This window comes from Paraburkholderia graminis (genome assembly GCF_003330785.1).
Lineage (GTDB): Bacteria > Pseudomonadota > Gammaproteobacteria > Burkholderiales > Burkholderiaceae > Paraburkholderia > Paraburkholderia graminis.
Window position 1 is genome coordinate 1,150,533 of record NZ_CP024934.1, and the last position, 13,863, is coordinate 1,164,395.

A 13,863-nucleotide genomic window follows, 5' to 3' on the forward strand; every position below is an offset into this window, starting at 1 on the left:
CTGCTACGGGCGTTGCTGTGAGCCCGGCTTCGAGCGCGACGCTTCCCCGAGTCGCGCAAGCTTCAGAAACCGGTAGTACACCGTCTCCGCGTTGAACATCGCGATCATGAAGCCGGCGCGGCCGTCCAGAAAGCCTCGGCGCAACAGGTAAGTCCGCACAAAGGCCCACGCGCCGCGGCCAAGCGCCTTGCCGAAGCTGCCGCGCTGGCCCGCCGCATGACGCTGCAGCGCGCCGGCGCTCGAATAGGCATCGAGTTTGCGCAGCACGGACTCGAAGTCCTCGTACGAGTAGTGCATCAGCTTGCCGGTGAGGCGTTGCGCGGGCGTGTCGAAGACAAGCCGTTCGTGAACGAGGTCGTCCGAGAAACGCGCGGCGCCGCGCTTGAAGAGGCGCGGAATCCAGTCCGGATACCAGCCGCTGTGATGAATCCAGTGCCCGCAAAAACTCGACAAACGGTCTACCGCATAGACGTCGGCGGCGGGTGCCGCGAGCGCCGCGCGGATCGACGCGGCAAGCTCCGGCGAAACGATCTCGTCGGCGTCGAGCGAGAGAATCCAGGCGGTGTTGAGCGCGTTCACCGCGCGGTTCTTTTGCGGGCCGAAGCCTGGCCAGTCGGTCTGTTCGATCACCTGGGCGCCGTGCGCGCGGGCAATGTCGGCAGTGCCGTCGACGCTGCCGCCGTCGATCACGACAATCTGGTCCGCAAAGGCCACGGACCGCAGGCATTCGGCGAGCCGCGCCGCCGCGTTTTTAGTGATGATGGCGACGCCGAGGGTAGTTTCTTGCATACCTGAAGTGGTGATGGCGAGTGGCGTGAAGGCGGAGCGACGCAAGGGATCGCGCGGTGAGGCGCAACGGGCCGCGCAAGTATACCCGGGCAATACGATGCTTCGGCAAGCGGCGCAACCCCCCAAAAACGTCGGCCGAGCGTCCACACCAACCGTTTACAATGCTGCTTTTCGATCTTCGCGCCGCGGGCAGCCGGTCGCCGGCGCGAATCTCGTTCCGCATTCCCAGAGGATTCCTTGAGCGCGAAGCCAACGTTAAGCAAACCCATCGGTGAAGGCGAAGCGTCGTCGCCCGCCGTCGTTTTCCGGCGCCTGTGGCCGTTCGTCAAGCCGCTCTTGTGGGTGATCATCGGGGCCATTATCGCGATGGCCGCAAGCGCCGCCACCGACGCCGCCATTCCCGCGTTGCTCAAGCCGCTGCTCGACAAAGGTTTCGGCGCGCATGCAAGCGATAACGCGAAATGGTTCGTGCCCGTCGCCGTGATCGGCCTCGCGCTGATTCGAGGCGTGTCGCAATATGCGTCCGGTTATCTGCTCGCATACGTCTCCAACAAGATCCTGCTCGAACTGCGGCTGCGCATGTTCGACCGCATGATTCACACGAGCGTCGCGTTTTTTCAGCGCGAAACCGCGAGCACGGTGATCAACGCGATCGTCTTCGAGGTCAACCAGATTCTCAACGTGCTGTTGAGCGTGTTGGTCACGCTGGTGCGCGACTCGCTCACGGTCGTCTTCCTGCTCGGCTATCTGTTCTATCTGAACTGGCGGCTCACGCTGATCGTCGCGGTGCTGCTGCCGGGCATCGGCTGGCTAGTCGGCAAGATCAATCGCCGGCTGCGGCGGCTGAACCGCGAGCATCAACTGCTGACCAACGAGCTGTCCTACATCGTCGAGGAAACCGTGGGCGGCTACAAGGTCGTCAAGGTTCATAACGGCGAGAAGTACGAGATGGACCGCTTCTCGTCGATGAGCAAGCGTCTGCGCGGCTACGCGATGCGCATGACGGTCTCGGGCGGACTCGCTCAACCGCTGACGCAGTTCCTCGCGTCCATCGCGCTTGCCGTCGTGATCACGATCGCGGTGGTGCAGTCGTCGTCGGATCAGACCACGGTCGGCGGCTTCGTCGCCTTCGTCACGTCAATGCTGCTGATCATCTCGCCGCTCAAGCATCTGATGGATGTGAACCAGCCGCTGCAGCGGGGCATGACGGCGGCCGAGCTGATCTTCGGCCTGATCGACGAACCGGCGGAGCCAGCGGGCGGCGGCAAGCCGCTCGAGCGCGCGCGCGGCGAAGTGGAGTTCCGCGACGTCTCGTTCATGTACAGCGCCAACGCCACGCACAATCGCCACACGCTGGACAAGGTTTCGTTCAAGGTGGCGCCGGGTGAAATGGTCGCGCTCGCGGGTCCGTCGGGCAGCGGCAAGACCACGCTGGTGAACCTGCTGCCGCGCTTTTTCGATCCGACCGGCGGCGAGATTCTCGTCGACGGCGTCGCGCTTCCCGAATACGACCTGCACGCGCTGCGCAGCCAGATCGCGATGGTGAGCCAGGACGTCGTGCTCTTCAACGACACGGTGGCCAACAACGTCGCTTACGGCCAGACGGCCGATCGCGACAGGGTGACCGCGGCGCTGCGCGCGGCCAACCTGTGGGACACCGTCGACGCGATGCCCAACGGCATCGACACGCTCGTCGGCGACAACGGCATGATGCTGTCCGGCGGCCAGCGCCAGCGTCTCGCGATCGCGCGCGCCATCTACAAGGACGCGCCGATCCTGATTCTCGACGAAGCCACGTCGGCGCTGGATTCCGAGTCAGAGCGCCACGTGCAGGCCGCGCTCGAAACGCTGATGAAGGGCCGCACCACGCTCGTCATCGCGCACCGGCTGTCCACCATCGAGCGCGCGAACCGCATCCTCGTGATGGAGGCGGGGCATATCGTCGAGTGCGGCAGTCATCGGGAGCTGCTGGCGCAGAACGGGTTGTACGCGCATCTGCATCGAATTCAGTTTCAGCAGAGTGCGGCATAAACGTCCGGCAGTTGCGCCGTCTGCCAGCCGCGTCTCCGTTCCACGGTTCTCGTTGCCCGACCGGGTCGCGGGACTTGCTGGAAGATGGCAACGCTGGCTTGCTAGTGCCGGTCGGCGTGCCGTTGCCGGGTGATTGACGAGAGACGCTCAAACACCGCCCGTGACCAGCGGCAGCACGGTCAAATCCGGGTGCGTGCCATCGACAATGCTCCGCCCCACGTGCACGCCTTCGTACAGCGCGTCGTCCTTGCTGGCGAAGCTTTCCTCGCCGTCCGCATGAAACGGAACCGCGTGACCGGGAATCGACGGGTCCGCGCCCGGATGACAGACGTAGCCGACATACGTGTAGCGGTTATTCGCCTCGTTCGGCGGCGCGTACGACGCGTTGCCTTCGTCCGGCTCATTCTTTGGCATGAGCGCCACGTGAATCTCGAAGCCCTCGTATTCGACCATTTGCCAAGGTGCGGTTTCGTCGGCCATGGCCGCCTCCGTCTTCGTCGCGCATATCGGAAAGTCTAGGCGATTTAGCGGCGACGCGCGGGCCTCGACGACTACGGCAAAACCATTAAACGATTACGGCTTGACCGCGCCTCAGACGAATGGCCACCGACGCAGCACATTGCGGACTTTTCATGAAGCCCGAGCGGACATCGGCCAATTGGCCACCGCAGTTGCTTGACCAGCGCCGTCATATAGAATGACGCGCTTTGCCCGTCGGACATCTCGCCTATGTGGTTCAAAAACCTACAGCTTCACCGTCTTCCCGCTCCGTGGTCCGTCACGGCGGAACAAATGGAAAAGTGGCTCGTGCCGCACGCGTTCGCGCCCGGCAATAGCGTCGAAATGCAAAGCCACGGCTGGGCGTCGCCGCGCGATAACGACTCGCTCGTTTATGCGCTGAACGGCCAGTTGCTGCTCACGTTCCGCACGGAGAAGAAGCTGCTGCCGGCGTCGGTCGTCACGCAAGTGACGAAAGCGCGTGCCGCCGAACTGGAAGAGCAGCAGGGCTTCAAACCTGGCCGCAAGCAGATGCGCGAACTCAAGGAGCAGGTCACCGACGAACTGCTGCCGCGCGCGTTTAGCATTCGCCGCGATACGCGCGTGTGGATCGATTGCCGCAACGGCTGGCTGGTGATCGACGCGGCGTCGCAGACGGTCGCCGACGAAGTGCGCGGCCTGCTGGTGAAGTCGATCGATCAGTTGCCGCTCGGCACGGTGCGCGTCACCCAATCGCCGGTCGCGGCCATGACCGAGTGGCTGCTTTCCGGTGAGGGGCCGAGCGGCTTCACCGTCGATCAGGATACCGAATTGCGCTCGCCGACCGAAGGCAACGCGACGGTCCGTTACGTCGGCCATACGTTGGACGCGGAAGATATGCGCCGTCACATCGAAGCGGGCAAGCAATGCATGCGGCTCGCGATGACGTGGAAGGACCGCGTGTCGTTCGTGCTGACGCCTTCGCTGACGATCAAGCGCATTGCACCGCTCGACGTGCTGAAGGAAGCAAGCGACCCAACCGCTCAAGGCGACGACGAGCTGTTCGATTCCGACTTCACGCTGATGACCGCGGAGCTCGAGCGCATGCTGGGCGATCTCGTCGATGCATTGGGTGGTGAAGAGGGCGATGCGATGGCGCGGGCGGCTTGAGCGAGGGGTGCTTTGCAGCGGGGAAAGTTACCCACAGATTCTGTTTGCAAGGCTGTGCATAACTACCCCGCAATCTCCGCAACTCATTGACGCGCTGGCCGTTTTTGCAGAGACATCGAAGTTGGGCACGCTTGCGCGCGCCCGGCTTTATAACGGCCCACACCGACCATCGTCGCCAAACGGCAAAAGACGTTACTTCATTGCCGCCATCGCCTGCTCGATCTCTTCCTTGCTCAGATCGCGCTTGTGCGTGGCCAGCGACCAGCTATGCCCGAACGGGTCTTTCAACTGGCCGTAGCGGTCGCCCCAGAACATGTCGGTGACCGGCATCTTCACGGTCGCGCCGGCATTGACAGCTTGCTGAAAACTTGCGTCGACATCTTCGACATAGTGGTGAATCGTCACCGGCGTGCCTTGCAGATGATTCGGGCCGAACGCCTGGTGCTCCGGCCATTCGTCGGTGAGCATCAGCATCGAATCGCCGATTTTCAGGCACGCGTGCATCACCTTGCCGCCCGGCCCTGGCAAGCGGAACTGCTCGACGGCGTTGAATGCTTTCGTATAAAACGCGATGGCTTCCGCGGCGTTCGCGCAGATCAGATACGGCGTGAGCGAGTGCATCCCGTCCGGGATCGGTTTGACAGCGGGGCTGCTCATGACGGCGACTCCTTGAAGTAACTGGTTCGTGGATTGAAAGTCCGACTGTTTCAGCGAGCCTTTCAACGTTACGACGAACGGGTCGCCACCGAATCGACACTCCGAGAAAAATATTTCGCGCACGTGCGCACGTGCGCGCCCCGGCTATTAGTCCTACGGATCGTCGACGAGTCGTTAGCCCGCCGGATTGTCCTCATCAGCCGGTGCGGCGGGCGTCGGCGCGGAACCCGGCGAAGGCGCCGACGCGCCGGTCGGCGCACCGAGTATGCTGATCTGGAACGTCGGCGTGCCCGCGAGCGATTGCAGCGTCGCATCCTCGGGAATGTGTTCGAGGAGCGGCAGAATCACGGAGCCGCCGATCACAGCGCGCCGGCTGTTGTCGGACGGACGCAATCCCCAGATGTCCTGATAAACCACCGGCACGGTGACGCCGTTGCGAGTCGTATTGCCGATGTAAAGCATCACATGCCCGCCGATGTAGATCAGCGTGCGCAGCGGCACGCCATGCGCGGCCAGATAATCGAGGCGTTGCGCGGGCGTCGACGCGGACAGGTCGATCATGCGCCCGGCGCTCATCTGCGTGGACGAATGGCGCGGCAGCCACACGCCAAAGGTCGCGAAGATGCTTTGCAGTTCCGACGAACAATCGTTGTAGAGGCCGCTGTTGCCCCAGCCGTAAGGCCGGCCGATCAGCGCTTTCATCAGCGTCGCGAGATGGCGCGGCGTGGCGGCGAGCGGCATCGGCGCAATCTGCGTGTCGTCGAGTTCGGCCGTGCGGATCAACGCCTCGCCTTCCGCGCCGCGCGCGGGCACGAGGACCGTGCGAGGCGTCGGCGGTGGAGGCGCGGCATTGGCGTCCATGCCCGTCTCGTTGTCGTTCGAACTCACATCGGACGCTGGCGCGGAAGCCCGCATCCTCCCCCGCACCGCACGATCCGCCGACGCCGCCACCAACGGCAGCAGCGTGCCTGCGGGCGCCTCGAAGCGGAACACGCCGCGGCTATCGCGCACCGGCGTAAAAGCGCCGATCACCGCACCGAGCGATTTCGCACTCGCGGCGCGCCAGCTATCGACGAAACGCTCGCTCGCCATGCCGACGCCGTCGCTGCGCACCCAGCCTTGCACATCGGGCGTCTGCACGTAATGCCATGCGCCGTCGACGCTCGTACCGAGCACATACAGCGGCGTGCCCGGCCGCACGGCGGAGATTTGCAGGTTGTCGAACGGATAGCCTTCGCCGGCCAGACGGTGATCGTAGAACGACGGATCGGTCGTCGGCAGTTCGCGCACCATCTGATTGGTGGTCGCGATCGCGCGCCGTGCCGGCTGGTAGACCGGCGCCTCGGTGAACTGCGCGACGTTCATGTTGCGCGCGATAGCGTCGATCCACGCCTTGTCGTGCGGACGAAAGTTCTCGCCATAACCGATGCCCGCGCCGCTCTTGCCGGTATTGTCGAAGCGGGCGATGCGGCGCTGCTGCAGCGCGGCGATATCCGCGCCTTGCTGGCGATAGACGCGCATCGTCACATACGCGGAATTCCACGGCGACGGCGCGCTCGTCCCGGTGCCGAAGTAGCGGGCGTAAAGCGCCTGGAAATGCGCCTGCTGATCGGCGGGGCTCAGGAACGGCTTGTCGTAGCCGGCGCTGTCGGGCTCGAGCCAGTGATCGACGTTCTGGTCGTAGGCGGCGAGCGGAAAGAGCGTGAGGTTATCGGCTGCGATTCGCGCGTCATGGGTCTGGGACGGATTGCTGCAAGCGGCAAGAGCCGCGAGCGACGCGAGCGCCATGAACGACGCCACACGGCGCCAGGCCTGCGGCAACGCGTGCGCAATGCGGACAACGCGGACCATGCGAACAGCGCTCACAACATAAACAACGCGCCCAAAATAAACAACGCGCACAACGCGAAAAGGAACGGCTAAAGACATGAGTTCGGCAAAGAGAGTGCAAGGGAGACTGCAAGGGCACGATGATACGGCGTTGCGCCTTCCATTACACTTGACCGCCAGCCAAAGCAACACATCAGCGCTTCCCAAACTCCAAAGGAGCCCAACATGAAAACAAGCGCACGCAATCAGTTCGCAGGCGAAGTGGTTCAGCTCACGCACGGCGCCGTCAACGACGAGGTCACGCTGCGAACCGTCGACGGCCTCGACGTCGTCGCCATCATCACGCACGGCAGCGCTAAAACGCTTGGGCTCGCCGCAGGCAAGCAGGCGTTTGCGCTGGTGAAGGCATCGTCGGTGATCGTGATGGTCGACGTATCGAAGGATCAGGTGTCGGCGCGCAATTGCATCGCGGGCACGGTGACCGCCGTGACGACCGGCGCGGTCAATTCCGAAGTGACGATCGGCGCGGGCAGCGCGCAGATCGCCGCGATCGTGACCAACGAGAGCGTCGAGCGCCTCGGCCTCGCGGTCGGCCAGGCGGCGACGGCAATCTTCAAGGCGTCGAGCGTGATCGTCGGCGTCGAGTCGTAGTGGCCGCATTCCAGTGATCGAGCAAGCTGCTTGCTTTACACTGGAGCGCCACGTTGCATCGTTTCCCGCCTTCATCACGGACCCGTCATGTTCGAAGTCTCCTCCGCGTCGCACTTGCCCAAGGCCGCGCAATACGAAGAACTCGTCGCGCAGGCGCGCGCGCTTCTCGCCGGCGAAACCGACTGGATCGCCAACGCGGCGAACTTCTCGTCGTTCGTGTTCCATTCGTTGAGCGATCTGAACTGGGCCGGCTTTTACTTTCATGACGGCCGCGAACTGGTGGTCGGGCCTTTCCAGGGCAAGCCGGCGTGCGTGCGCATTGCGCTCGGCAAAGGCGTCTGCGGCACGGCCGCGCAAACGCGCGAGACGCAGATCGTGCGCGACGTCCACGAATTCCCCGGCCACATCGCGTGCGATTCGGCGTCGCAATCGGAAGTTGTCGTGCCGCTCGTCGCGCCCGACGGCACGCTGATCGGCGTATGGGACGTCGATAGCCCGGTCCTCGCGCGCTTCGACGAAGAAGACGCGAAGGGCATGGAGGCGCTGTGCGCGGTCTTCATCGAAGCGGCATTGCCGCGCGCGTCGTAGTCACCGCACAGACACCGCGTTTTGAACACGACCCACGCCGGCGGGACGCAAGCCGAGTCGCGTCTTGCAGATGAAGCGCCGGCCTCGGCACTAGCCGCCGCACTGACCGCCGCACTAACCGCCGCTCCCTTCGGCATGTTCATTTGCGACGAGCGCGGCACCTTTCAGTTCGTCAACGCGGCGCTCGAAAAGCTGACCGGATGGAGCGCCGACGAACTGATCGGCCGGCGCAGCTTCGAATCGCTGCACGATCCCGCCGAACTCGCGAGACGCCGCGCCGAACTGCCGTCGCTCGCGGACATCGGCGCTCGCTACGAGGGTGAATGGACGTACCTGCGACGCAGCGGCACATCGGTGCGCGTCGTACTCGCGCTGTCGCCGCTGCCTGCATGTTCCGACGCCACAGCCTGCCACGCGTTCGACGCGCGTTACGTCGGCGTGGTCGTCGACATGACGCGCTATGCGCAGTCCGAGGCGCGCCTCTGGTACGTCTCGCATCACGACGGCGTCACGCGTCTTCCGAATCAGACGCTCTTCACCGAACGTCTCGAGCTGACGATCTCACGCTGCGCACGCAGCCACGCTTCCTTTACCGTGCTGATCGCCGAACTCGATCACCTGCGCAAGCTCCGCGACGCGCTCGGCCTGCATGCGGCCGAACTGGTGCTGCAGATCGTCGGCGAACGCTTGCGCGGACTTTTTCCCAACGACGGCACGATCGCGTCGATCGGCGGCACGCAGTTCGCGCTGTTGATCAACGAAACCGGCGCCGCCGCCGACGCATTCGCCGCGGAGGCGCTCGCGCGCATCGCCGAGCCGATCGACTATGGCGGCACGGCGCTCAACATCGCGGCGAGCATCGGCATCGCCGCGTATCCGGACGACGGCGGCGACGCGGCCACGCTCATGCGGCGCGCGGGCGTCGCGCTGTCGGCGGCGTCGGCGGTGAACGGCAATGCGGTCCGGCGTTTTTCGACCGCGCTCGAAGGACAGGCCGCGCGCCGCTTCCAGATCGAGACGATGTTGCGCGAAGCATTGGAGCGCCGGCAATTGCACCTTGTGTATCAGCCGCAGGTGACGCTCGCCAACGGACGCATCGCGCAAGTCGAAACGCTGCTGCGCTGGAATCATCCGCAGCGCGGCATGATCAGCCCCGCGGAATTCGTGCCGGTCGCCGAAGAGTCCGGCTTGATCGAGCAGATCGGCGAGTGGGTGATCCGCACCGCGTGCCGCGAAGCGGGCAGGCTGCTGCGGTTGACCGGCAACTTGCCGCGCGTGGCGGTCAACGTGTCGCCGCAGCAGTTCCGGCGGCCGGACCTGTTCGACACGATTCGCGACGCGCTCGACCAGGCCGCGCTCGATCCGTCTTATCTGGAAGTGGAGATCACCGAAGGCGCGTTGCTCGGCGACGTGGACCAGGCGCTGGAAACCTTGCACGCATTACGCGAACTTGGGGTGGAAATTGCCGTCGACGACTTCGGCACCGGCTATTCCAGCCTCGCCTATTTGACGCGTTTTCCGTTGAACCGCCTGAAGATAGACCGCTCGTTCGTCGCGCGCATGGGCAACGATCCGCAAAGTCTTGCACTGGTCGGCGCGATCATCGCGATGGCGCATGCGCTCGAACTGCGCGTCACGGCCGAAGGCGTCGAAACACCGGAGCAGGCCGCACAATTGCAGACGCTCGGTTGCGACGAGGCGCAAGGCTTCTGGTTTTCGCGGCCGGTGACGGCATCGGGACTGCGGAATTTGCTCGGGCCGTAGAACCGCCTTCAAGCGCCGCCAAGTCGGAAACGGCTGCAAAAATTCATGCCAGGTGGGAATCGCAAGGGTAGTATAAACAACCACCCTCGCGATTCGAAACGCCATGCCGGCCAAGTACGCAATAAGCATTAGCCTGACGGAGCATCTCGCTTCGTTTATCAAAACAGAAATCGCCTCTGGCCGTTATGGCACGGCCAGCGAAGTCGTGCGCGCGGGCCTGCGCCTGCTTCAGGAACGAACCCCCGGCCGCGCGGTTGCGGACAATAGCGGCGACGCCGCGAGCCTCAAGCGCAAGCAGCGCGCCCGTGCGCGGGAACGCGCTCTGCTGGCGGAGAAGTCATGATGCCAGCAAATAACTTTCCAGTAGTGGGCGTGGGCGCTTCAGCGGGGGCTGTCGAAGCACTCGAAGGATTTTTCCGCGGCATGCCGCAAGCCCCCGGCCTTGCATTCGTGATCGTCACGCATTTGAGTCCGGACCGCGAAAGCCTGCTTCCGGAAATCATCGCGCGATTTACGTCGTTGCCGGTGCATGTCATTACCGATGGCATGCAGATCGAAGTCGATAACGTGTACCTGTTACCGACCGACGCCGTGCTGAGCGTCGAGAAACGCGCGCTTCATGTTCAGCCGCAGGACAGTCATCGGCGGGAACGCAAGCTGATCGACGTTCTGTTCAGCAGCCTCGCCGCGGAGTTCGGCGAATTGTCTGCCGGCGTCGTGCTGTCCGGCGGGGATTCGGACGGAACGCTGGGCATCAAGGCCATCAAGGAACGCGGCGGACTGACGCTCGCGCAGGCGGCGGACGGCTTCGGCCCGCAGCATCCCGACATGCCGGGCAGTGCAATCGCCACTGGACTCGTCGATTTCGCCGTGCCGGTCGGGCAGATGGGCGAAAAGCTCGCCACCTTCGCAACGGGCGCCTTCATGCTCGACGGGCTGGCCGGAAACGCGACCGCGCAAGCTCAAACGTCGGAGTTCGACGTGGCGCGCGAAGCGATCTATGCGATTTTGCGCAACCAGGTCGGACACGATTTCAGCGGCTACAAGGTCAAGACTTTCGTGCGCCGCGTGCAGCGGCGCATGCAGGTCCTCGAGATCGGCACGCCCGACGCCTACGTGGCGCGGCTCTCCACGGACTCGCAGGAAGTCACCGCTTTGTTCCGCGACCTGCTCATCAACGTGACCAGTTTCTTTCGCGATGCGCAGGCGTTCGAGACGCTCGCGAGCGTCGTGATTCCCAAGCTGTTCGAGGGGCGCAGTTCGGCCGACACGGTTCGCGTGTGGGTGCCCGGCTGTGCGACCGGCGAAGAAGTCTATTCGATCGCGATTCTGATGCGCGAGCATTTCGACGGCCAGGCCGATACGCCGCGCGTGCAGATTTTCGCAACCGACATCGACGACGGCGCGCTCGCGGTGGCGCGCGCGGCGCGTTATCCGTTAGCGCTGCTCGACGGCGTTTCCGAAGAACGCCGGCAGCGCTTTTTCCGGCTCGAGGGCAGCAGTTATGTACTGGCCAAGGACGTACGCGATCTCTGCATTTTCTCGCCGCATAGCGTGATTCGCGACCCGCCTTTTTCGCGTATCGACCTCGTGTCGTGCCGCAACCTGCTGATCTATCTCGGCGCCGACGTGCAGAACCAGGTGATCCCGACGTTTCACTATGCGTTGCGTCCGGGCGGCTACCTTTTTCTCGGTACGTCGGAGAACGTCAGTCAGTTCGACGAACTGTTCGTGGCTGTCGAGAAGAAGCACCGGATCTTCCGCCGTCGCGCCGACGTGTCGCCGCAGATCCGTTTGCCCATGACCGTCTCTGCGCTGCGCGTCGGGCATCCGGCCGCGCTCGCGCCCGGCCGGCCCGTGCTCGGCAGCGGCGCAATGCGTCATACGGTCGATACACACATGCTCGAGCGGTTCACGCCGCCGCACGTGCTTGCCACGCGCGACGGCGACGTCGTCTACTTTTCGAGCCGCACCGGCAAGTATCTGGAAGCCGCGCCCGGCGTCCCGTCGCGCCAGCTCTTTGCGATGGCGCGCAAGGGTCTCGGCCTCGACCTGCGCTCGGTGTTCCGCGAAGCGGTCGAATCGGGCAGAGCGGTGACGCGCGACGGCGTCGCGGTCGAGGGAGAAGACGGCCGCGTGCAGATTCTCAGTCTGACGGTCGAGCCGCTGAACGGAAACCCGCAGAACGAGCGAATGTACCTCGTCGTGTTCGCGGATCAAGGCCCGGGTCTGAGCCGCGAAGAAGCCATCGCACGCGCGCAGTTGCCGCGCGACGGCACGGTGGCCGAAGCCGAAAAAGAATTGCGCGACACGCGCGAACGCTTGCAGTCGATGATCGAGGAATACGAAACCGCGCTCGAGGAACTGAAGTCGTCGAACGAAGAACTCGTCTCGGTCAACGAGGAACTGCAGTCGTCCAATGAAGAACTGGAGGCGTCGAAAGAAGAACTCGTTTCGCTGAACGAGGAACTGCATACCGTCAATCTCGAACTGAACGGCAAGATCGAAGCGCTCGACCGGGCGAACACCGATCTGCAGAATCTCTTTGAAAGCACGTCGGTTGCGACCGTGTTTCTCGATCGCGACCTGGTGATCCGTTCGTTCACGCCGGCGATGAACGGCATCTTCCACATTCGCCCGACGGATCGCGGCCGGCCGATCACCGAACTCGCGAGCCGCCTCGATTTGCCGGGGCTCGAGAAGGACATTGCGACCGTCTTTCGCACCAATGCGCCGCGCGAACGGCACGTGAGCAGCAACGACGGGCTGACGCACTTTCTGATCCGCCTCGCGCCGTATCGCAACGGCGACCGTGCAACGGACGGCGTCGTGGTGGCGTTCGTGGACGTCACGGGAATGATCCATGCTGAAGAAAGGCAGAGTGTCCTCATTGCCGAGTTGCAGCATCGCACCCGCAATCTGCTGGCTGTCATCCAGTCGATCGCACAGCAGACGCTTCCGGCCGCTCCCTCGCTCGAAACGTTCATCAGCCGTCTCGCGGCGCTCGGACGTTTGCAGGGACTTATCGGCGAAGCGAACGGCGATCTCATCAATCTGACCGACATTGTGCGGCTGGAACTGGAGGCATTGGGGGTCGCGGACAGCGAGCGGATCGCCGTGGCCGGTCCGCCTGTGCCGCTCGGATTCCGCAACGTGCAGACGGTCGCGCTGGTGTTGCACGAACTGGCGACGAATGCCGTCAAGTACGGCGCGCTCAAGGATTGCGAGGCGCGGCTCGAAGTCACATGGGACGTGCGCAATACGGCGTCCGGTGCCGCCTCGCTCGTGATCGACTGGACCGAGAGCGGTCTGCGCTCAGTGCCCGACTCGTCGAGAACGGGGTTCGGGCGGCGGCTGATCGAGAAAGCGCTGAAGTTCACGCTGCATGCAACAACTGAACTCGCGTTCAAGACCGACGGCGTCTCATGTCACATTGAGATACCGCTGCCATCGCCACGCGTGCGCAGCGGTTCGCAGGAGGGATAGAAATGGGCAGTGTCGCCAAATTGCTGCAGGGCCGGCGAGTCATGGTGGTCGAAGACGACTACCTGGTTGCGCTGGCGCTGTCGAGTGCGCTCGAGGACGCGGGAGCCAGTGTCGTCGGTCCCATCTCGGGCGCGCAGGAAGCGGTGGCCATGATCGAAGAAGGCAAGGAGCAGGTCGACGTCGCTGTTCTCGACGTCGATCTGAACGGCGAGAAGTCATATCGGGTCGCAGATGCGCTTGTGTCGCGCAATATCCGCTTTGTATTCGTGACCGGTTATGGCGCGGACGCCGTCGATGGAGAGTATCGTCAGTACGAGCGTTGTCAGAAGCCGTTCGACCATCAGATGCTTTTCAGGGCGCTGACAGTCGGCACGCGATAACGGGCGATCCCGTAGCCGTAGTGCCGCAGGCAATGGGTTG

At 63.9% G+C, this 13,863-nt stretch carries 12 protein-coding genes; 8 read left to right on the top strand and 4 right to left on the bottom strand.

Annotation, left to right across the window (positions count from 1 at the left end; all coding sequences use genetic code 11):
* Positions 1–3 precede the first annotated feature (3 nt).
* Complete coding sequence (locus CUJ91_RS05160) at positions 4–789, bottom strand: glycosyltransferase family 2 protein (RefSeq protein WP_006048348.1); 786 nt, start codon at positions 787–789, stop codon at positions 4–6.
* A gap of 237 nt (positions 790–1,026) precedes the next feature.
* Here CUJ91_RS05160 and msbA point away from each other — a divergent pair, with 237 nt between their 5' ends.
* Entirely contained in the window at positions 1,027–2,820 is a 1,794-nt protein-coding gene (gene msbA / locus CUJ91_RS05165; RefSeq protein ID WP_006048347.1) for a lipid A export permease/ATP-binding protein MsbA, read from the top strand.
* 147 nt (positions 2,821–2,967) lie between these two features.
* Here the strand turns inward: msbA and CUJ91_RS05170 are convergent, their stop codons facing one another.
* Complete coding sequence (locus CUJ91_RS05170) at positions 2,968–3,300, bottom strand: hypothetical protein (RefSeq protein ID WP_006048346.1); 333 nt, start codon at positions 3,298–3,300, stop codon at positions 2,968–2,970.
* A 249-nt stretch (positions 3,301–3,549) separates the two neighbouring features.
* Here CUJ91_RS05170 and CUJ91_RS05175 point away from each other — a divergent pair, with 249 nt between their 5' ends.
* Complete coding sequence (locus CUJ91_RS05175; RefSeq protein WP_114155968.1) at positions 3,550–4,467, top strand: recombination-associated protein RdgC; 918 nt, start codon at positions 3,550–3,552, stop codon at positions 4,465–4,467.
* A 192-nt stretch (positions 4,468–4,659) separates the two neighbouring features.
* Here CUJ91_RS05175 and CUJ91_RS05180 read toward each other — a convergent pair whose 3' ends face one another.
* Both CUJ91_RS05180 and CUJ91_RS05185 read right to left on the bottom strand, forming a co-directional pair.
* Complete coding sequence (locus CUJ91_RS05180) at positions 4,660–5,124, bottom strand: VOC family protein (RefSeq protein WP_006048344.1); 465 nt, start codon at positions 5,122–5,124, stop codon at positions 4,660–4,662.
* Between the two features lie 174 nt (positions 5,125–5,298).
* A complete protein-coding gene (locus CUJ91_RS05185) occupies positions 5,299–6,975 on the bottom strand; it encodes an SH3 domain-containing C40 family peptidase (protein ID WP_114155969.1) in 1,677 nt (558 codons plus the stop codon).
* A gap of 204 nt (positions 6,976–7,179) precedes the next feature.
* Between CUJ91_RS05185 and CUJ91_RS05190 the strand changes: the two genes are divergently transcribed.
* The 6 genes from CUJ91_RS05190 to CUJ91_RS05215 all read left to right on the top strand — a co-directional run bounded on the left by CUJ91_RS05190 (position 7,180) and on the right by CUJ91_RS05215 (position 13,823).
* Positions 7,180–7,605 (top strand): TOBE domain-containing protein, encoded by a 426-nt coding sequence (locus CUJ91_RS05190; RefSeq protein WP_114155970.1) that lies wholly within the window; start codon positions 7,180–7,182, stop codon positions 7,603–7,605.
* An 87-nt stretch (positions 7,606–7,692) separates the two neighbouring features.
* Entirely contained in the window at positions 7,693–8,193 is a 501-nt protein-coding gene (locus CUJ91_RS05195) for a GAF domain-containing protein (protein ID WP_006048341.1), read from the top strand.
* Positions 8,194–8,328: 135 nt separating this feature from the next.
* The gene (locus CUJ91_RS05200; RefSeq protein ID WP_244230993.1) at positions 8,329–9,957 is read left to right on the top strand and encodes a putative bifunctional diguanylate cyclase/phosphodiesterase; all 1,629 of its coding nucleotides are present in this window, start codon (positions 8,329–8,331) and stop codon (positions 9,955–9,957) included.
* Between the two features lie 103 nt (positions 9,958–10,060).
* Entirely contained in the window at positions 10,061–10,300 is a 240-nt protein-coding gene (locus CUJ91_RS05205) for a type II toxin-antitoxin system ParD family antitoxin (RefSeq protein ID WP_029969953.1), read from the top strand.
* Positions 10,297–13,443 carry a CheR family methyltransferase gene (locus CUJ91_RS05210; protein ID WP_029969952.1) on the top strand — a complete coding sequence of 1,049 codons (3,147 nt, stop codon included), beginning with the start codon at positions 10,297–10,299 and terminating at the stop codon, positions 13,441–13,443. The genes CUJ91_RS05205 and CUJ91_RS05210 overlap by 4 nt, the downstream gene beginning before the upstream one ends.
* A gap of 2 nt (positions 13,444–13,445) precedes the next feature.
* Positions 13,446–13,823 carry a response regulator gene (locus CUJ91_RS05215; protein WP_006048337.1) on the top strand — a complete coding sequence of 126 codons (378 nt, stop codon included), beginning with the start codon at positions 13,446–13,448 and terminating at the stop codon, positions 13,821–13,823.
* The last annotated feature ends 40 nt before the right edge of the window (positions 13,824–13,863 follow it).

Bases quoted from the DNA above. Each gene is read 5' to 3' on its own strand.
- CUJ91_RS05160 (WP_006048348.1), bottom strand. From the start codon at position 789: ATGCAAGAAACTACCCTCGGCGTCGCCATCATCACTAAAAACGCGGCG.
- CUJ91_RS05170 (WP_006048346.1), bottom strand. From the start codon at position 3,300: ATGGCCGACGAAACCGCACCTTGGCAAATGGTCGAATACGAGGGCTTC.
- CUJ91_RS05175 (WP_114155968.1), top strand. From the start codon at position 3,550: ATGTGGTTCAAAAACCTACAGCTTCACCGTCTTCCCGCTCCGTGGTCC.
- CUJ91_RS05180 (WP_006048344.1), bottom strand. From the start codon at position 5,124: ATGAGCAGCCCCGCTGTCAAACCGATCCCGGACGGGATGCACTCGCTC.
- CUJ91_RS05185 (WP_114155969.1), bottom strand. From the start codon at position 6,975: ATGGTCCGCGTTGTCCGCATTGCGCACGCGTTGCCGCAGGCCTGGCGC.
- CUJ91_RS05190 (WP_114155970.1), top strand. From the start codon at position 7,180: ATGAAAACAAGCGCACGCAATCAGTTCGCAGGCGAAGTGGTTCAGCTC.
- CUJ91_RS05195 (WP_006048341.1), top strand. From the start codon at position 7,693: ATGTTCGAAGTCTCCTCCGCGTCGCACTTGCCCAAGGCCGCGCAATAC.
- CUJ91_RS05200 (WP_244230993.1), top strand. From the start codon at position 8,329: ATGTTCATTTGCGACGAGCGCGGCACCTTTCAGTTCGTCAACGCGGCG.
- CUJ91_RS05205 (WP_029969953.1), top strand. From the start codon at position 10,061: ATGCCGGCCAAGTACGCAATAAGCATTAGCCTGACGGAGCATCTCGCT.
- CUJ91_RS05210 (WP_029969952.1), top strand. From the start codon at position 10,297: ATGATGCCAGCAAATAACTTTCCAGTAGTGGGCGTGGGCGCTTCAGCG.
- CUJ91_RS05215 (WP_006048337.1), top strand. From the start codon at position 13,446: ATGGGCAGTGTCGCCAAATTGCTGCAGGGCCGGCGAGTCATGGTGGTC.